Source organism: Bacillus sp. 41-22 (genome assembly GCF_025809295.1).
Classification (GTDB): Bacteria; Bacillota; Bacilli; order Bacillales; family Bacillaceae_G; genus Bacillus_A; species Bacillus_A mycoides.
The window spans coordinates 3,556,620-3,575,909 of sequence record NZ_CP084035.1; the positions used below are offsets into that span (position 1 = coordinate 3,556,620).

General features: G+C 33.6%; 19 protein-coding genes and 1 pseudogene. 6 read left to right on the forward strand and 14 right to left on the reverse strand.

What is annotated here, in order from left to right:
• Nucleotides 1-78 precede the first annotated feature (78 nt).
• The 4 genes from LCF45_RS18080 to LCF45_RS18095 all read right to left on the reverse strand — a co-directional run bounded on the left by LCF45_RS18080 (nt 79) and on the right by LCF45_RS18095 (nt 2,793).
• Nucleotides 79-339: a ferredoxin gene (locus LCF45_RS18080; protein WP_002066749.1), complete on the reverse strand. Its 261-nt coding sequence runs from the start codon at nt 337-339 to the stop codon at nt 79-81.
• 60 nt (nt 340-399) lie between these two features.
• Complete coding sequence (gpmA, locus tag LCF45_RS18085) at nt 400-1,122, reverse strand: 2,3-diphosphoglycerate-dependent phosphoglycerate mutase (RefSeq protein WP_078203092.1); 723 nt, start codon at nt 1,120-1,122, stop codon at nt 400-402.
• Between the two features lie 66 nt (nt 1,123-1,188).
• A complete protein-coding gene (locus LCF45_RS18090; RefSeq protein ID WP_002066747.1) occupies nt 1,189-1,563 on the reverse strand; it encodes an ArsR/SmtB family transcription factor in 375 nt (124 codons plus the stop codon).
• Between the two features lie 153 nt (nt 1,564-1,716).
• The gene (locus LCF45_RS18095) at nt 1,717-2,793 is read right to left on the reverse strand and encodes a helix-turn-helix transcriptional regulator (RefSeq protein ID WP_016096283.1); all 1,077 of its coding nucleotides are present in this window, start codon (nt 2,791-2,793) and stop codon (nt 1,717-1,719) included.
• 90 nt (nt 2,794-2,883) lie between these two features.
• Between LCF45_RS18095 and LCF45_RS18100 the strand changes: the two are divergent.
• A pseudogene (locus tag LCF45_RS18100) lies at nt 2,884-3,571 on the forward strand (class I SAM-dependent methyltransferase).
• 47 nt (nt 3,572-3,618) lie between these two features.
• On the opposite strand, the gene LCF45_RS18105 reads toward LCF45_RS18100, so the two are convergent.
• From LCF45_RS18105 to LCF45_RS18130, 6 genes are all read right to left on the reverse strand, one after another.
• Nucleotides 3,619-4,437 (reverse strand): alpha/beta hydrolase, encoded by an 819-nt coding sequence (locus LCF45_RS18105; RefSeq protein WP_033731157.1) that lies wholly within the window; start codon nt 4,435-4,437, stop codon nt 3,619-3,621.
• Between the two features lie 16 nt (nt 4,438-4,453).
• Entirely contained in the window at nt 4,454-5,275 is an 822-nt protein-coding gene (locus LCF45_RS18110) for an ABC transporter ATP-binding protein (RefSeq protein WP_002014663.1), read from the reverse strand.
• Nucleotides 5,276-5,289: 14 nt separating this feature from the next.
• Entirely contained in the window at nt 5,290-6,312 is a 1,023-nt protein-coding gene (locus LCF45_RS18115; protein ID WP_002128652.1) for a FecCD family ABC transporter permease, read from the reverse strand.
• Nucleotides 6,305-7,312: a FecCD family ABC transporter permease gene (locus LCF45_RS18120; RefSeq protein WP_263893097.1), complete on the reverse strand. Its 1,008-nt coding sequence runs from the start codon at nt 7,310-7,312 to the stop codon at nt 6,305-6,307. Before LCF45_RS18120 ends, LCF45_RS18115 begins: the two co-directional genes overlap by 8 nt.
• Nucleotides 7,313-7,339: 27 nt before the next feature.
• On the reverse strand, nt 7,340-8,305 hold the full coding sequence (locus LCF45_RS18125) for an iron-hydroxamate ABC transporter substrate-binding protein (protein WP_002185107.1): 966 nt from the start codon (nt 8,303-8,305) through the stop codon (nt 7,340-7,342).
• A 303-nt stretch (nt 8,306-8,608) separates the two neighbouring features.
• Nucleotides 8,609-9,367 (reverse strand): exodeoxyribonuclease III, encoded by a 759-nt coding sequence (locus LCF45_RS18130; protein WP_078206845.1) that lies wholly within the window; start codon nt 9,365-9,367, stop codon nt 8,609-8,611.
• Between the two features lie 154 nt (nt 9,368-9,521).
• On the opposite strand from LCF45_RS18130, the gene LCF45_RS18135 reads away from it, so the two are divergent.
• Genes LCF45_RS18135 through LCF45_RS18145 form a run of 3 tightly spaced genes read left to right on the forward strand, consistent with a single transcriptional unit; the run spans nt 9,522 to nt 11,537 of the window.
• Nucleotides 9,522-10,094 (forward strand): bifunctional transcriptional activator/DNA repair enzyme AdaA, encoded by a 573-nt coding sequence (locus LCF45_RS18135; RefSeq protein ID WP_002014656.1) that lies wholly within the window; start codon nt 9,522-9,524, stop codon nt 10,092-10,094.
• Between the two features lie 4 nt (nt 10,095-10,098).
• Nucleotides 10,099-10,623, forward strand: coding sequence for a methylated-DNA--[protein]-cysteine S-methyltransferase (locus tag LCF45_RS18140; RefSeq protein WP_263893098.1), 525 nt, complete (start codon nt 10,099-10,101; stop codon nt 10,621-10,623).
• A gap of 2 nt (nt 10,624-10,625) precedes the next feature.
• Entirely contained in the window at nt 10,626-11,537 is a 912-nt protein-coding gene (locus tag LCF45_RS18145; protein ID WP_078206844.1) for a DNA-3-methyladenine glycosylase 2, read from the forward strand.
• A gap of 34 nt (nt 11,538-11,571) precedes the next feature.
• On the opposite strand, the gene LCF45_RS18150 is transcribed toward LCF45_RS18145, so the two are convergent.
• Both LCF45_RS18150 and pepT read right to left on the reverse strand, forming a co-directional pair.
• On the reverse strand, nt 11,572-12,636 hold the full coding sequence (locus LCF45_RS18150) for a lactonase family protein (protein ID WP_002128663.1): 1,065 nt from the start codon (nt 12,634-12,636) through the stop codon (nt 11,572-11,574).
• Nucleotides 12,637-12,736: 100 nt separating this feature from the next.
• Nucleotides 12,737-13,969 carry a peptidase T gene (pepT, locus tag LCF45_RS18155; protein WP_002128664.1) on the reverse strand — a complete coding sequence of 411 codons (1,233 nt, stop codon included), beginning with the start codon at nt 13,967-13,969 and terminating at the stop codon, nt 12,737-12,739.
• A 182-nt stretch (nt 13,970-14,151) separates the two neighbouring features.
• On the opposite strand from pepT, the gene LCF45_RS18160 reads away from it, so the two are divergent.
• Complete coding sequence (locus LCF45_RS18160) at nt 14,152-14,796, forward strand: YczE/YyaS/YitT family protein (RefSeq protein WP_263893100.1); 645 nt, start codon at nt 14,152-14,154, stop codon at nt 14,794-14,796.
• Nucleotides 14,797-14,863: 67 nt separating this feature from the next.
• Here the strand turns inward: LCF45_RS18160 and LCF45_RS18165 are convergent, their stop codons facing one another.
• Both LCF45_RS18165 and LCF45_RS18170 read right to left on the reverse strand, forming a co-directional pair.
• Nucleotides 14,864-15,439 carry a histidine phosphatase family protein gene (locus LCF45_RS18165; protein WP_002128669.1) on the reverse strand — a complete coding sequence of 192 codons (576 nt, stop codon included), beginning with the start codon at nt 15,437-15,439 and terminating at the stop codon, nt 14,864-14,866.
• Between the two features lie 224 nt (nt 15,440-15,663).
• Complete coding sequence (locus LCF45_RS18170; RefSeq protein WP_002014647.1) at nt 15,664-16,053, reverse strand: VOC family protein; 390 nt, start codon at nt 16,051-16,053, stop codon at nt 15,664-15,666.
• Between the two features lie 430 nt (nt 16,054-16,483).
• Between LCF45_RS18170 and LCF45_RS18175 the strand changes: the two genes are divergently transcribed.
• Nucleotides 16,484-19,204 carry a putative bifunctional diguanylate cyclase/phosphodiesterase gene (locus tag LCF45_RS18175; RefSeq protein WP_002128670.1) on the forward strand — a complete coding sequence of 907 codons (2,721 nt, stop codon included), beginning with the start codon at nt 16,484-16,486 and terminating at the stop codon, nt 19,202-19,204.
• Nucleotides 19,205-19,290: the final 86 nt, after the last annotated feature.

A 19,290-nucleotide genomic window follows, 5' to 3' on the forward strand; every position in this document is an offset into this window, starting at 1 on the left:
TTATTAATCTATTAACATTTGTTCTGAAATTCACCACTTCTATCTGTCTATTGCTTTTATTAATATAGAAACGCGGCTTTAATCCATTCTCATACCATTTTCTAATTTTTGATTTTCAAACGACTCTTTTCCTACTCGAATCGAATTTGTCGGACAACTTTCATATGCTGCCACCATTGCATTCAAAAATGTAGTTGGAATTCCAATTATTCCTTCATTGTGATCTAATGCACCAAATGCTTTACTTTTACAATCCAATTGATATATATCTGGTGCTATAGAGCGGCATAATCCACATGATTCACAAGTTTCTTTATTTACAACAGTATAATGTAACAATATTTGTTACCTCCATTAATCTCATACAATACTAAGGTAGGGTATATAGAAATGATTATTTTACACTATTTTTCTTTCTATCACTTCTCCTTTTCCCCTTAAATAATAATGACATATCGGTTTTAAATCGTTATCTAATTCATAAACTAATGGTGTTCCTGTTGGAATGTTTACATATTCTATATCTTCATCTGAAATTTGATCTAAATGTTTTACTAAAGCTCGTATTGTATTTCCATGCGCTACAATAATCACTTTTTTTCCATCTTTTAAATTAGGGGCTATTTCTTCATCCCAATATGAAACAACTCGTTTTTCTGTATCTTCTAGATTTTCTGTAAGGGGAAACTTATTTTCTTTTAAATCTCTATACTTCGGATGTGCCGCTTCATATCTCTCATCATCTTTTGTAAGAGCTGGTGGGCGTACATTTGTTGAACGTCTCCATAAAGTTACTCTCTCATCACCATATTTTCTCGCTGTTTCTTCTTTATTTAATCCTTGAAGTGCACCGTAATGTCTCTCATTTAATTTCCAGGTTTTATGAATAGGTATCCACATCAAATCCATTTCCTCAAGAGTAATCCACAAAGTACGCATCGCTCTTTTTAAAACAGATGTATATGCTATATCGAATGAGAATCCATCGGCTTTCAAAATCTCTCCAGCTTCTCTTGCTTCTCGAAGACCAGCATTTGATAAGTCTACATCCGTCCAACCTGTAAACCGATTTTCAACATTCCATTCACTTTGTCCGTGCCGTATTAAAACTAGCTTTACCATACTTATTATCTCCTCTCCTTTTAAAGTTGCATTTTCATAAAGAAGTATCTTTATGAAAATGCATGATTACATATCAAGTTCTTTCTTGTTCATTTCACTACTATGACTAAACGCTAATTCAATTAATCCATTTACGTGAGAGTCATCTAATGAATAAAAAACAAGTTTCCCTTCTTTACGCTTTTTCGCTAATCCTATTGTTTGTAATAGTCTTAAATGATGCGATGCCGTTGCAATACTGCTATGAATAATACTTGCGACATCTCGTACGCAAAGCTCATTTTCCGTATACAGCGCATAAGCAATTTTCAAACGTGTTTCATCTGCAAGTGCCTTAAACATTTTCGCTACACTACTTATATTTTCTTTCTCCAACATGTCACTTGCATGCTTTACTTTTTGCTCATCGTGATAACAAAGTTCACAATGTTCTTCTTTCATAAGTAACACCTCTTATTCAAGTATATATTTGATTATGTATACAGTATACCTTATTAACCGAAAACATTCAAATGTTCATTTGAATGTTTTCGGTTATCCTAAAAAAAAATTATAAAAAAAGAATCCTAAATGACTTTGGATTCTTTTCTATTATTACTTCTCTTTAGAAAAACAAAACTTCGAAAAAACCTCCCATATAAGTTCATTTCTACTACATACCCCTACCTTTTCAAAAATGGACTTAAAATGATCTTGAACTGTATACGTAGAAATATGCAATTCTTCCGCCACGTCTTTTGTTGACATTCCTCTAACAATCCCTACTATCACTTGCTTCTCTCTTTGAGAAAGACTATAAGAATCTGCAATAAGGGGAAAAACTTCTTCCGGCCTCGCTCTTTCAAACAAAACTATATAGCCATCATTACAACTACCGTAACCTTCTAACCTACTCGCGCGAATAACTAAAAATTGTCCACAAGATAAACCAATACCTACCATTTCCCCTTCATCTGCTGCTTCCCTATTAGATTCGTTTGCTTTCACTCTTGAACAAACCGCACGTATTGGCCTTGGAACGTCATCTTCATTCAATTGTTCATATGTTCTAAGAGTGGATAGCCACGCCTTTCCATTTTGATCCCAATATAGTAGGTCAAATTTTTCATTTAATATAATCGTACCCGTTCCTACTACTTCCACTTGTTCCTCTGAACATGTTATAAATGATTTTCTTAATGTATCTCCCACAATAGAGCTTATTTTTGATAAATACTCACATTCATTTTGTTGAAAAGATACTCTTGTATTATCTCGAAACAAACTTAAGTGTCCAAAACATTTTCCTTTACTCATACAAACCACTCTTACTTCATCTATAAAACCGGCTGGTTTTAAAATATTTCGATACCTAGCGCTTTTTATCGGATTATCATTTGTGACAATACGTATCGCGCCAACATGGGGGGCCTTTCGTGCTAAATCTTTAAATTTGTTGTAATCATCCTCTAAAAATTCATTCATAAATAACTGCGAATGCAGCTGTTCAATTATTCGATCTGTATATGCCCCGGTTGATAAAAATGTGCGTGGGTCTATAGCGGTGAAGCAGGAAGCATCAAATGGAATTAACTTTTTTAATATATTTAAAAACCCTTTTTGGAATTGTCTAGTTGAGCTCTCGCTTTTCATTAACACTGTTATTTCTTTCGTTGCCTGTTCATAAATCATCTTTATTCCCCCAGATTTATGGGATTGTTTCCTCTAACCATTTCATTTCATAATAAAGTGAAACTTTATTGTAAAAGAGGAGGTTAAAAAATGAGCTGGAATGATTGTACTGTACATACGTATGAACGAACAATTCCGTTGAAAATCCCTGGATATTTTACCCTATATGAAATGATGAATCATTTCTTATTTACTACACTCCCTAAAGAAAATATGAATCCAAAGTTACTAATTATAGGTGCTGGTGGTGGACAAGAAATCCTCTCAATAGGCAAACAAAATAGCAATTTTTATTTTACAGGTGTTGATCCATCTGAAAGCATGCTACAGTTAGCTAAAAAAAAGAATTGAAAACGCAGGCATACAAAATCAAATTCAATTTGTACATGGAACTGTTCATTCATTATTAACCAATCCATTATTTGACGCTGCCACCTGTATGCTTGTTCTGCACTTCATCCCAACTATGAAGGGGAAAAAAGAGTTACTTAATGAAATTAGTAGTCGCTTAAAGCCCGGTGCTCCATTCTTTCTCTCTTCAATAAATGGTATACCCCATACAAGTATGTTTTCTGCACAATTAAATGCTTGGCGCAACCATATGATGCAAAATCAAATTCCATTAAAAGATTGGGAACGATTTGAAAATTCTTTTGAAAAAGAAATGTTTCCTATTTCTGAAACAGATTTACTAACTATCATGGAGGAATGTGGCTTTACTCAAATCACTCGTTTTTTCACTAGCTTTTTAATTGATGGGTACGTGGCAATAAAATAATAATGAAAAAAGGTAAGCAATTGCTTACCTTTTTTCATATACGTCTTCTACACTTGACTAATAAATCGCAATCCTTTACTTAAAGACGTTGGGACAACAGATGCGTGATTCTCCCCTTCCGCTTCATAAAACTTAAATTTAAGTTTATCATGTGTTACTTGGAGAAGGCGCTCTGATAATTCATTTGCACCTACAACCATATGCTCTCGTTCTAGTGACCCAACTGTAAGGAATACCCCTGTTTCAAACTTAGCATTGTTTAATTCATTTATAAGGTTCTCTTCTTTTTCAAGTACGGATTGATTATTCCACCAAATAGACGGACTACTAATAAAATAATTTTGAAAAGCATTTACATTTGTAAATAGTATATGTAATGCAAATAATCCACCTAGAGAATGTCCAAATAACGTTTGTTTCTCTTTATCAATTTCAAAATTATTTTCAATTTGTGGTTTCAATTCTTCTTCAATAAACGTAAAGAAGTTATGTGCCCCTCCTGTTTTAGGCCACGGTTTACCATCCGGTTTTAAAGGAGCATCTTTTGAAATTACGCTAGGCGTAAAATCATAGCATCTTTCTTCTCCTGAAAATGCCCCTTCAATACGATAACCAATACCTACTATAATAGCTGGTGAAACACCTGTTTTCTCTGCTCTAACTGATTGTATTTTAACCGCTTCATGGAATGTTTGAAAAAAGGCATTGCCATCTAATACGTATATAACAGGATATCCTGACTCTGGTGCTGGCTGCCTCGGCTTTGAAATATGAATTTGATATTCTTTACCTTCTAATTTTGAATACATTTTCCACTGTTCTGTATTAGATGTAATAATCTGCTGTTTTTCAATAGTAGTATTCATCTTACATCCCCCCTTCTTAACTCGTTACATATATTTCTACTTTCTCTTCTTGAGATACAACGCTATCGTATCCAAAACAAACAGGAGACCCATTATACGGATCAATCATGACACGCGCATCAATATGAAATACTTCTTTTAATACTTCATTTGTAATAATCTCTTCTGGGCTACCAGTTGTAACGATTTCCCCTTCCTTCATTGCAATAATTTCATCTGAAAACCTTGCTGCATGGTTAATATCATGTAATACCATAACGACCGTACAATTATGTTCTTTATTTAACTTCTCCACAATTTGTAATACATCTAATTGATGAGACATATCAAGATATGTAGTTGGCTCATCTAATAGCAACACTTCTGTCTCTTGTGCTAAAGCCATCGCTAGCCATACCTTCTGTCGTTGACCACCTGATAAATTTGCAATTTGTCTCGTTCGAAATTCAGAAGTTTTCGTTATTTCTAATGCCCAATCAATCATTTCTTTATCTTTTGAAGTTAACTTATTTACGTTATTTCGATGTGGATAGCGTCCATAAGAAATTAACTCTTCTACTTTAAGCTCTCCTGGTGCAATTGGAGTTTGCGGAAGTAAAGCTAACTGCTTCGCAATTTCTTTCGTTGGAATTGTATTTAAATCCTGTCCTTGCAAATATACTTTACCGCTTTTTTGTTTTAAAATTCTTCCCATCGTTTTTAACAATGTCGATTTCCCGCACCCGTTTGGTCCTATAATTGTCGTTACTTTTCCTTCTTGTATTTCCACATTTAAATCGCGAAACACTGTAAGCTTTTCATAACTCGTTTCTAAATTTTTTGCACTTAAAATACTCACTTTTATTCCTCCTCTTACGCTTTCGCCTTATAAAGTAAATATAAGAAATACGGTACACCGACAATAGAAATAACGATTCCAACAGGTAACTCTACAGGGGTGAAAACTGTTTTTGCAATAAAGTCTGAAGCTATTACAAGGAACATTCCGATTACTCCACACGTAGGAATTATATATTTATGCTGAATACCGACGAGCCTTTTCGCTATATGCGGTGCCATTAATCCAATGAAACCAATACTTCCTGAAACAGCAACACATGCACTCACAAGTCCGATACTACTTAATAGTAAAATGGATTTCTCTCGTTCTACTGCAACACCTAAACTTGTAATACTCGTTTCTTCCAATTGAAATAAATCTAATAAATAAGCTTTCTTTTGTATAAGTGGAATTAAAATGATAAGCCACGGTAACATAGCAACAATATACTTCCAGTTTGCACTATATATGCTTCCAGACACCCAAACTGCAGCCATCTCGAAATCAGTTGACTTCATTTTGAGCGATAAATACATAGAAAACGCTCCAAATCCAGATCCAATTGCAATCCCTGTTAATAAAAGACGTTGCGAGTCTAACTTACCGTTTTTCCAAGAAAACAGATAAATTATTATAGCGGCTCCTAGCCCACCGACTAAACCAAACATCGGCATCATCATAATAGAAACCCAGTCTGTGCTCTTTAATTGCCCTTGAAAGAAGAACATGAAAATTACGATGGCTGTACCTGCTCCGGCATTCACTCCTAAAATACCTGGGTCCGCCAATCCATTTCTCGTAATCCCTTGAATTACAGCACCCGCAACACCGAGGCCTAATCCTACTAATCCAGCAATTACAATGCGCGGAAGGCGAAACTCAAAAATAACTAAATCGTGGTCTGGTACTGGATCTATTCTAAAGAGTGTTTTAAATACATCTGTAATCGTAATATCAAACGTACCATTCGTTAAACTAATATAAATAGCACATAATATTAAAAATATACTAATCCCCATTGTCATTCCAAAACGTTGACTTGAACTTTTAAGCATGTCTCTCTCCTCCTCTTGTACGGATTAAATAAAGGAAGAAAGGAATTCCAATTAAGGAAGTAACGACTCCAATTGGTGTTTCAAATGGATAGTTTACAAATCTACTTAAAATGTCACATAATGCTAAGAAAACTCCACCAATAACGCCTGCGCAAGGCAAAATCCACTTATAATCTACCCCAATTATAAAGCGCGTAATGTGTGGAATAATTAAACCTACAAAACCAACTTTCCCCACTAAAGCAACTGCTGTTCCTGTTAAAAAAATAACTGATAAAATTGCCATCGCTTTAACTAGTTTTGTACGCTGACCTAGATTAATAGAAACTTCTTCTCCTAAAGAAAGAATGGTAATAGATTTTGATATTAATAGTGCTAAAATTATACCAATTATCCCAAATGGTATCGTGATTTTAATGATATTAGGGTCCACTTGATCTAACTTTGCATTAAACCAAAAACTAACATTTTGAGAAATTTGGAAATATGAAGCCATCGCAGCCGATACACTACTTAAAAATGTTCCAATAACTGTCCCTATAATTGCTAATCTAACAGGGGATAAGCCATTTTGAAGGAGTGAGCCAAAACCAAACACTATACCGGCTCCTAGTGCAGAGCCAATCATTGAACATAAAACCATACCAATCGATGACATTCCCGGAAGAAAAATCATACAAAGTGTAATAACAAAGGCTGCACCATCCGTCACACCCATAATAGAAGGGGATGCAAGATAGTTTCTTGTCATCCCCTGCATAAGTGCTCCTGATATGGCTAGAAATGCTCCGACTAAAAGAGCTGCAACTACCCTTGGTAAACGTGAAGTAATAATAATATTATGATTTACATCGCTTGAATCAAAATGAAATAAAGCATTCCACACTGTTTCAGCATCAATGTTTTTCGCCCCATATAAAACAGAAAGTATAACTGTAAATAAAATCAATATGGGTGCTATACATAAAATGGTTACTCGTACCGCATTCGTTTTCTGCATATCATTCAACGCACCTTACTTATTGTATTATTTAGATAAATTTTTCACTGCTTCTTTTAAGAATGCTGTTTTACTCCAAGCTGTGCCACCTTGGGCCATTGGATCTACAACGTTTACAAATACTTTCTTTTCTTTCGCAGCATTCATACTTTGCCAAATTGGATTGCTTTCAATTTCTTCTAGCACTTTCGGGTTTTTATTTTCACTTGCCTCATATTGTAAGAAAACATAATCTGGGTTAAGTTCAGCAAGTTTTTCAAATGAAATTTTCTCTTGTGCTTTTACAGTTTTAAGTTGTTCTGGAGCAGTTAGTCCAAGATCTTTATAAATTACAGGGTTGAAGTATACTCCTTCTGGATATAGGAATAATTCATTTGCTCTTAGTCTAATTACAAGTACTTTTTTGTCTTTTAACTTATCTCCTAATTTTGCTTTTGCTTTTTCAGCGTCCGCATTGTAATCTTTAATAATTTTTTCTGCTTTATCTTTTTTACCAGTTAATTCTCCCATTAACTTTAAGTTATCTTCCCAATCTGTTGAAACGTGTGATACCGGGAACGTCGGAGCTACTTTCGTAAACTTTTCAGCTGTTTCTGCTGGGAATTTCGTACTAGATGTAATAACATCCGGTTTTAATTGAAGTAATGTTTCAAAATTAGGTTGCATTTTTTCACCCACAGATTTTGCACCCTCTAATTCTTTTTCAAGATACTTTGGTAATTTACCACCTACAGTAATTGCACCTACCGGTTTAATTCCAAGTACTGCCGCATCTTCCATTGACTCTAAACTAGCTGTCGCAATTTTATCTACTTTTGCTGGTACTGTATATTCTTTACCTAAATATGTAATCTTTCGCTTTTCGTCTTTTTTCGTTTCCGTAGCCTTTGTCTGTTGTTTTTGTTCCCCAGAAGTTTTGTCTGCACTATTACATGCTGCTAAACCAACACTTAAAACTGTAACCATCCCTAATGTAAATAACTTCTTGTTCATCTTTATATATCTCCTCTCAAAACTTGTAAATAGATTATTTTTATATGAAAACTTAACTACATGAAACTTGTCCCAAACATATATTTCATTAGATTAATAATTTTATCCGGAACTCATTCTCATTCACTTCCCCTAAACTATAATTCTTTTACACTTCATCCATCGATAACCTTTTTCAATGATAATGATTATCGTTACTAAGTATATATTTAATATGCAATTATTTCAAGAATGATTTGAAAAATTTTAACAAACTGAATTAAAAAGAAGTATCCGCCTATTATTAGCGAGATACTTCTTTTTTTAGAAATTTATATGTAATTCAACTGGACAATGGTCTGATCCCATTATTTCACTGTTAATTTTCGCCTCTGTTATTTTGTCTTTCATTCTTTCCGAGACAACAAAATAATCTAAACGCCATCCAATATTTTTTGCTCTCGCTCCCATACGATACGACCACCACGAATATGCTCCTTCCTGATCAGGATAAAGGTAGCGATACGTATCAACAAATCCTTCTTCTAAAGTACGTGTAAACTTCTCCCTCTCCTCATCAGAGAATCCAGGGTTTTTACGGTTACTTTTTGGATTTTTTAAATCTATTTCTTTATGTGCGACGTTTAAATCTCCGCAAAAAACAACTGATTTCTTTTCATTTAATCGTTTAATATAGGCCCTGAAATCATCTTCCCATTTCATTCTGTAATCTAAGCGTTCTAATCCACGTTTGGAGTTTGGTGTATATAACGTTATCATATAAAAATCTTCAAATTCTAACGTAATAACTCGTCCTTCTTGATCATGCTCTTCAATCCCTAAACCATATGTAACAGAAATCGGTTCTTTTTTCGTGAAAATAGCCGTTCCTGAGTAGCCTTTTTTCACAGCATAATTCCAGTATGTATAGTATCCCTCTGGATTTAAATCAATTTGCCCATCTTGTAATTTAATCTCTTGTAAACAAAATATATCAGCTTTTGATTCCTCAAGATATTCTAAAAATCCACCTTTTGCAATAACTGCTCGCAAACCATTTACATTCCATGAAATCAACTTCATCTATGTTCCTCCTCTTGATGTGCATTTTCAATTTTCATGCTAACACAAAATAGATACCCTATCATAGTTTCATCTTTGTAATCTTGCTCTTACATTCATAAATGCGTACATACGTACTTTATTCAGGTTATACTAATGCCAGAGGTGATGTTCTGTGCATAATGAAGAGTTCACAGTAACAAATGAGTATTGGCAAGCAATTATTCATAATGACTCCACATATGATGACAAATTCTTTTACGCTGTAAAATCAACCGGTATTTTTTGCCGACCATCATGTAAATCGAGAATACCGAATAAAAACAATGTACGTATTTTTCTTAAGGCAGAGCAAGCATTACATGAAAATTTTCGTCCGTGTAAACGTTGTAAACCAAACGGGCTAACTTTACCTAATGAAGAATGGGTAGAGCAAATTAAAGAATATATCCAAAAACATTATTGTGACGTGTTAACCCTCGACTTACTCGCAGAAATATGCCATGGTAGCCCTTATCATCTACAACGCACTTTCAAGAAAATTGTAGGGATTAGTCCAATAGAATATATACAGCAATTCAGAATTAAAAAAGCGACAGAATACCTTTCACATACAAATCAATCCATTATGGAAATTAGTACTGATGTCGGGATAGAAAATCCGGAGTATTTCGCGACTTTATTTAAAAAGAAGACAGGATTTACCCCTACTGAATATCGAAAAAAGAACGGAATAAAAGAGGTATGAAATAATGAAACCATATGAAAATAAAACTATATATTGGACATTGCTTATTCATAACCATTGGCGTATGCATATTGCAGCTACTTCAAATGGATTATGCTTCATCGGATCGCAAAATGAAACTTTTGAAGAACTAAATACGTGGGCTAGCAAAAAACTGCCACAACATACATTCATCCAAAATCCAGATTATCTGCAAACATACACAAAAGAACTTATCGAGTATTTGGAAACCAAACTAGAAACCTTTACAATTCCTATCGATGTTTACGGAACTGCATTTCAATTAGCTGTTTGGAATACGATACGTGAAATTCCTTATGGGGAGACACATTCTTATTCAGAGATTGCGGAAAGAATTCAAAAACCTAACGCTGTACGTGCAGTTGGGACTGCCGTTGGGGCAAATCCTCTGCTTATCACTATTCCTTGTCACCGCGTTATTGGGAAAAATGGTAAACTTACCGGTTTTAGAGGTGGTTTAGAAATGAAAAAAGAATTGCTCAAATTAGAAGCGCTTCGGGAGGAGTAAATATGACAGAGGATTGTAATGAAATATTGTCTTTAGTCGTTCCAAAAGAATTTAGTTTTCAAGAAAACTTACGCTATCTATCGCGTTCTAAAAATGAATGTATGTTTCATATTGAAAACAATAAAATCTATAAAGTCATTCCTGTTCAAAACATAAATCCATTAATTGAAATTGGTTTGAATGCCGATAGTAATATTCAAATACGTTTTTTAGGAGAATCATATGTCTCTGAAAAATGGGCACACGATGCCGTATCTAACTATGTAAAAGAGTGGTTTGATTTAACTACTGATTTAGCTCCCTTCTATAAATTAGCTAAACACGACCCACTCCTTCAAAAACCCATTAAAGAATTTTACGGTCTTCGTACTTTGGGAATTCCGGATTTATTTGAAGCACTATGCTGGGGGATTCTAGGTCAACAAATCAACCTCACATATGCCTATACTCTAAAAAGAAGATTAGTCGAAAATTTTGGTGATTATGTAGATTGGAACGGTAGAAAACATTGGATATTCCCATCACCTGAAGTAATAGCAAATTTAGATGTAGAAGATCTCGCAACATTAAAAATGACTACAAGAAAGTGCGAATACTTAATTGACGTCGCGCAGCTCATTACAGAAAGTAAATTATCAAAAGAATCTCTATTACAAATACAAGATGTGAAGCAAGCTGAAAAACAATTAACTAGCATTCGCGGTATAGGGCCATGGACAGCTCACTATGTTTTGATGCGTTGCTTACGATTCCCTTCAGCTTTTCCAATTGATGATGTTGGTTTGCATAATGCAATTAAATTTATAACAGGTTCCGAAAAGAAACCGACTAAAAATGAAATAAAAGAATTTGCATCAAATTGGACAAATTGGGAGTCTTACGCGACTTTTTATTTGTGGCGGGTGCTATATTAAAATTTCCTAATAAAAAATAGATAGGGAAACCTATCTATTTTTTCACATGTAAAAACTTCACACATACTGGCTCTGGAACATTTACGTCCGTCTGTACAAGCGTTAGCTCCCCTGTCATTTCATCCCTAGCAAATAAAGTCAAAGTATTAGATCTTTCATTCGCTGCAATTAAAAATTTTCCATCCGGATCTAAAGAAAAATCACGTGGCCAATCCCCTTCTGTCGATACTGTTTCAATAAAAGCGAGCTCTCCATTGTGCTCATTCACTCGGAAAACCGCGATACTATTATGTCCCCTATTTGCTGCGTAAACAAACTTGCCATCAGAAGAAATGTGAATTGCACTTCCGTAACTATCTTTTCTAAAATCTTCAGGTAATGTAGAAATGTATTGTTTTTCTTTAAAACTGCCACTCTTTGCATCATATTGAAGTACAATAATCTCTGAACTTAATTCTGTCATAACATATGCATACTGCGCACTTGGATGAAATATAAGATGCCTTGGACCACTACCATGTTTTACAGATAACCGTGTAACTTCTATTAGTTCTCCATCACTTTCTTTATATGTAATCACCTTGTCTATTCCTAAATCAACTGCTACTACATATTTTTCATCAGGAGTAAAATCTATATAATGAGCATGTGCCTTTTCTTGCCTTTCCTTATTTGGTCCTGACCCTTTATGTTCTACAATTACCGTAGCAGCATTTAAACTTCCATTATCCTTTTTCACTAAATAGGACTCTACTGTTCCTTTATGATAATTAGCTGCTACTACTATACTATTCTCCCGATTCACACTTACATAGCACGGCGATGCCCCTTCTAAAACTTGCATGCTAATCGAATTTAGATTACCGGATTTATTATGAATAGAAAAACTAGCAATTCCACCTAACCCATTATCTTTCGCAACAGAATAAAGGTACTCGTTGTTATGACTAATCGTTACATATGTCGGACTTCCTATATGAGCTGCTAATTCAATCCCTTTAAGTTCTCCGATGTTCGTATCAAGTATAAATTTATAAATCCCCTTACTCTCTGCTTTGGTATATGTCCCTATATAACCATGAAACTGATTTTCACTCATAACATTTCCCCCTTTTACAAACGTCTTGTAACAAGTTTCACTTTGTATTTTTACTATAGAAAAGAACCAAGTAGCACTTCATTACTACTTGGTTCTCTTTTTAAGCTTGTTCTTCAAATCGTCTTGCGATTTCTACAATTACTTGAACAGCTTTTTCCATAGTATCTACCGAAACATACTCAAATTTACCGTGATAGTTTTCACCACCAGTGAAAATATTTGGCGTTGGTAATCCCATATATGATAATTGCGATCCATCTGTTCCACCGCGAATTGGATGAATATTCGGTTCAATATTTAAACTTTTCATTGCCTCATACGCAATATCAACAATTTCTCTCACCGGTTCAATTTTTTCAAGCATATTATAATACTGATCATTCATCTCTAAAACGATTGCATCTTCGCCGTACTTCTCTTGCATGTTTTTCACAATATCTTTAATATTATTTTTACGCGCTTCAAAATGATTACGATCAAAATCTCGAATAATATAGTAAGCTTTACTTTGCTCGACATCACCATTTAAAGAGAGTAAATGATAAAACCCTTCATATCCCTCTGTATATTCTGGCGCCTCTTCTACTGGTAACTGTCTATCGAATTCCATAGCGAGTTTACTTGCGTTACGCATTTTGTTTTTCGCTGTTCCAGGATGTGTATTTGTCCCTCTAAAAGTTAATTTGGCACTTGCAGCGTTAAAACTCTCATATTCTAAACCACCTAATGGACCTCCGTCCATTGTATAAGCAAACGATGCACCAAACGCTTCTACATCAAAATGCGATGGTCCACGGCCAATTTCTTCATCCGGTGTAAATGCTACTCTTATTTTTCCATGCTTAATTTGCGGATTATGTATTAAATAATTCATTGCGACCATGATTTCTGTAAGACCAGCTTTATCATCTGCTCCAAGAAGTGTTGTACCATCAGTTGTAATAATTGTATGTCCTTTATATGATGGTAATTCCGGGAACTGTTCAGGTGTTAACACAACATTTAATTCTTCATTTAACGTAATCGCATTACCATCAAAATTTTCATGAATTTGTGGTTTTACGTTTTCCCCTGTAAAATCTGTTGCTGTGTCTAAATGAGCTAAAAAGCCGATTACAGGAACATCCTTATCTGTATTAGCAGGCAGTGTTGCCATTACGTAACCATTTTCATCCATCGTCACTTCTGATAACCCAATCTCTTTCAACTCTTCCACTAATAACTTACCAAACTCAATTTGCCCTGGTGTTGTAGGCACTGTATGACTTTCTTCATTTGATTGTGTATCAATCTTTACATATCTCGTAAATCTTTCAATAAGTTCTTGTTTCAAATTCGTTCACTCCTTTTATAGTTCTCTCTCTATTATAATCCTTATAACGAAATATTTTAACTTTTTTGACTGTGAAAATATATATCCATTTACATTTTTAATAAATCATAAAAAGACATAACATTTGTACATTTAAATTCAAACATGTAATATACATCATTATATATTGGGAGGTTTTAAAGATGAGGCTAACTCTCTTTCGCTATTTTCTTTTTTTCCTAGGATTAATTTTTTTTGGACTTGGAAATGCTCTCGCAGTCAAAGTTAAATTCCTCGGTTTACACCCTTGGGAAGTTTTAAATATGGCTCTCTACCAACGATTGGGGTGGACAATTGGCACTTGGAGTGTCATATGTGGATTATGTCTCGTTCTTATCTCTTTACTAGTAGATCGAAAATATATAAACGTGGGCACATTTTTAAATGCACTACTTATCGGTCCTATTATGGACTTTTTCTTACAATCAAAAATCCTTCCAAACGCTAGTGATTATTTATGGATAAACTTACTCATTTTATTTTCTGGTATTGCAATTACAGGCATTGGGGGCGGCATGTACGTTGCGGCTGGCATTGGTGCTGGACCCCGCGATGGATTCATGCTTACCATTTCTGACAAAACTGGGTTATCTATTAGCCGTGCTCGAATTATTGTAGAATGCTTTGTACTAGTCATTGGATACATGCTAGGAGGTCCTGTTTTTATCGTAACTTTTCTATACACTTTTATTCAAAGTCCAATATTCCAGCATTCATTTAAGGTATTTCAAAAACTCTTACATACTTTAAATAACAAAAACAAAGAACGTATTAGTGAAAATATTTAAAACTCAACTTAATGCAAAAGAGTGTGTTTTAAAAGTAATTTTTAAAACACACTCCATATACCCCATTTCATTCTTCTCTCCATAATCTCTCTACATTCATTAATTGCTCTTCTTTAAATTCTAGCTTATATATATCCGGTTTGGATGTATTCATTAAAAATTCAAGTCCATATTGATTATCAAAATAGTTCATCATTAGTGTCATTACAAGCCCATGTGTACCAATTACAATTTTATGTCCTTGAAAATTCATTAATATTTCTTTTAACACTCTCACTACTCTTCGCTGACAATCCGCATATGACTCTCCATCCGTCAGTGCATATTCTGGATTAAAAAACATCTCCTTTACAAGTGGGTACACTTCCTTATCCGATATAATTTTATTTTCATTTGAAAACTTACACTCTTTAAGACCTTCATATACTAACATTTCTTTTTCATGGAGATTCGCTGACTCTTCTATCGTTAACATAGCCCTCTTATACGGACTTGAAATGAAAGTATTAATTCCCTCTGTTTCTAATATCTCAGTTATTCTTTGAGCATCTAAAATTCCCTTCTCAGTTAATCCACGTGTTCTTTCATTTCCTTCTAATTTTGGCGATTCACCATGCCTAACCATATAGATATATGTATTCATAATTCCTCCCTTTTCTATATCCCTCTTTAAAGACATGACTATCAACCCATAAGAATATACGTTCTTATTTCATATCTTTCCAGAACAAATTATCAAATGTTAATTTTCAGATAAATTCATAAAAAAGCTTCCCCTTGATTTTATCCCCTTCAAGGAAGCTTATATATATTTTCTTTTACACTATCAAAACTCGAAACGCCTTTCTCCTCTAGTTTCGCCACACCTCATTCTTCTATTTTCATCAATACAATTCTCCAACCATCCGGATCTTCTATCGTTATCCCCTTTTCTTTCCAATACGGATTTTCTGGTTCTACTTCACCATACCCCATTGTATGCAGCCTTTTACTCACTTTTTTCATTTCACTATCTTCTCGCATGTAAAATACAAGTAAGTTATCTTTTGTTGGAGCTGGACATGGGCTCCCATCTATATATCTTGTAAATTCTAAATGATATTCTTCATCTGGTAGTCCAAACATGACGCCATCGTAACCTTCATGACCGTAAAATTCACCTATACGCTTTAAACCTAATCCTTTTTCATAGAATGCTATAACCTCTTCAAACTTATCTGTTGGACGTGCTATTCGAAACTTCACCCAATTTTTCATGCTTTTCCTCCCATACTAAAAACGTAATGAATGACTATATTTTATTGTATATTCTTAAAACATTTTTGAAATCCCTCATTAGTATGAAAATAGATAGATACATACAAAGGTGTTCCTTACTAGCCTATAACAATCAAAAACTCACCTAGAAAGAAAATCCCATCATTTTATATGCAAATTTGCATCTCCACTTGCAAAGCACTAAAAAACCTTTAAAATATACTGGATGACTAAATATACAATTCCCATCTAAAATCTTGATACACTAAAAATCATTAAATGTAGTGTTTTTTCATTTTCAAGAATTATTGCACTCTTGTTTTTTTCCTTATAAGCATGCTTTTTATAAGGAAATCTGATACAATCCTTAAGTAATATTATTACGTATAGATATTACGAATATAGTACATACTTAAAGAAGGTGATTTTTTTGAAATTAAATAAAAATTTACAGCTATGTATATTAATCACAACATTAATATGCTATTCAATCTATTTTATGTTTTTCTTTCTGTTCCCTACTAATTTTTCAAATTTCAATGTACGCTTCGCTTCACTCATCGTTGAAGTCATTACATTTATATCGCTAATTTACTCTATATACTCTAAAAAAGTTAGTTCAAATCCTTTTTGGATATGTATTACAATTGCAATTGGTAGTTTTTTATTAGGAAAAGTAGTATATACGTATCAAGATACCTTTTTCGAACTTCCAATACATCATTTTACTATTTCTGATGTATTTTACATGTTTTTTCTATTCTTCTGCCTTATCGCTTTTTGCTATAAGATCTTAAAAGAATGCAATAAATGGGAAAAAGCTTTCTTTATTTGTGATATATGTATAGTACTTACTTCCATATTCACATTAGAATGGTATTTATTTAATCAGCCAAATTTAAATATATTCTCACTTTCACTCGCAGATATTTTCCTTTCATTTCTATATCCAATTGCAGATCTATTATTTCTTCTACTAGGTGTTAGTCTCTTTTTCCGCCCAACAATTTTTAAGTCCAAGCGGAAAATTTATATCTTTATTTTTGTATTAATTAGTTCTGCAACTTTTAACTATATTTATTTTTACTTAAATACCCATTTATCAACTGACACTATAACATTTTTACGTCTTTTATATAGAATACCTATATTGCTTATCGCAATAGCTGGGTCTATTTCAGAAGATGATAATAGCCATAAAAATTATTTCATTGTAAACCCTATACTAGGAAAGAAAGTTTTAGTCGTATTTCCCTATCTTGCTGTTGCAATACTAATCGGGTTTACATTAAAAGAACAAACATCGTCTTCAACTCTCATTACAGGAAATTGTATCGCTTTTGTTTTCGTACTTATTCGCCATTCTATTGTGCGTATGCAAAACGACACCCTAACAAAACGTTTACAAGTATTTAATGCTCAACTAGAAGAAAAAGTTACTTTAAGAACTTCTGATTTAGTCCATAAATCAGAGGCCCTATCTCAGAAACAACAAAAATTCAAATCATTATATGAATATCATCCTGATCCCATTTTTACGATTGATTTAAATGGAATATTCTTAAATGTAAATAAAGCAGGAAGTATACTACTTGGAGCACCAACGAACGAGTTACTTGGTGAGACATGTTTTTCTATTATTTTAGATGCAGATAAACATAAACTGATATCTGCATTAGAAAAAGTTAAACAACAAGAATCAGCATCCTTACAACTTAGTTCTCAATATAAAGATGGCTTTACTTATTTTTTATACGTTACCATCGTTCCTATTATGATAGATGGACAAATTTCAGGAAGCTATATTATGGTAAAGGATATTACCGCACTAAAAAAACAACAAGAAGAAATAAAATATTTAGCATTCCACGATACTGTAACGAAAATTGGGAATCGATCCTTTTTCCATAGGAAGCTAAGAAAATTTATAAAAAATGCTCAAACAACACAAAGTGAGTTTGCATTATTATATTTAGATTTAGATCGCTTTAAAGTAATTAACGATACACTTGGACATTCGTCAGGTGATTACATATTAGAAGAAGTAGCAAAGCGATTCCAATCATGTCTTCCATCACATACTCATCTGTCAAGAATCGGTGGTGATGAGTTTACAATCTTAATTGAAAACTATACTGACGAATATTCCTTATTCGAGTTATGTAACCAATTATTTGAAAGCATGGAAAAGCCGTTTGTCATACATGAGCATAAATTAACTTTATCACTGAGTATCGGTATCTCCATTTATCCACATTCCGGAATCGATACCGCTACACTTCTGAAAAACGCTAATGTTGCAATGTATGATGCAAAGGCAAAAGAGCTTAACTCTGTCTCTATTTATGACGATGTAATCGCTAAAAAAATCGAAAGACGATTACGATTAGAAAAAGATTTACCAAACGCAATACAAAATGAAGAATTGTTCCTTTTGTATCAACCTCAAGTTGATAGTGAATCTAATAAAATTATCGGTGCAGAAGCTTTAATCAGGTGGAATCATCCTGAATTAGGTGTTATTTCTCCATACGAGTTTATTCCGATTGCAGAAGAAACACTACAAATTATTCCAATAGGAAAATGGACATTACAGCAGGCTTGTGAGCAAATGAAACGTTGGCATGCACTCGGATATTCGCATTTAAAAATAGGGGTAAATTTATCTGCTAAAGAATTTGAACAAGAAGGATTTGTAAAATCTATTTCTTCTACTTTAGCAACTACAGGCTTACCAGCAAGTTCCCTTGATTTAGAATTAACAGAACGAATTGCAATGATGGATGAGAGAGAAACATTGATAAAACTGCGTACACTAAAAAGTTTAGGGATTCACATTTCAATCGACGACTTTGGTACAGGCTATTCTTCCCTAGCCTACTTACCTTTATATCCAATCGATACGTTAAAAATCCCAAGAGAATTTATTACAATGTCTGAAACGTGTGAAGATGGAATGGAAATCATTAAAACAATCATCACATTAGCAAATACATTAGGAATGTCCGTCATTGCTGAAGGCGTAGAAACGAAAGAACACGTAAATTTCCTTCAAAAAAATAAATGTCAGTTTATTCAAGGTTACTATTACAGTAAACCTATTTATGCCAATGCATTTACTAAGCTGTTAGAAAACGGTATTCGTCCATAGTAAATCAAAATGCATATAACTCTATACTGAATGTAATCGTTATAGGTAATAATGAATTTGAACAACTATAGTAAAAAGGAAAGAAA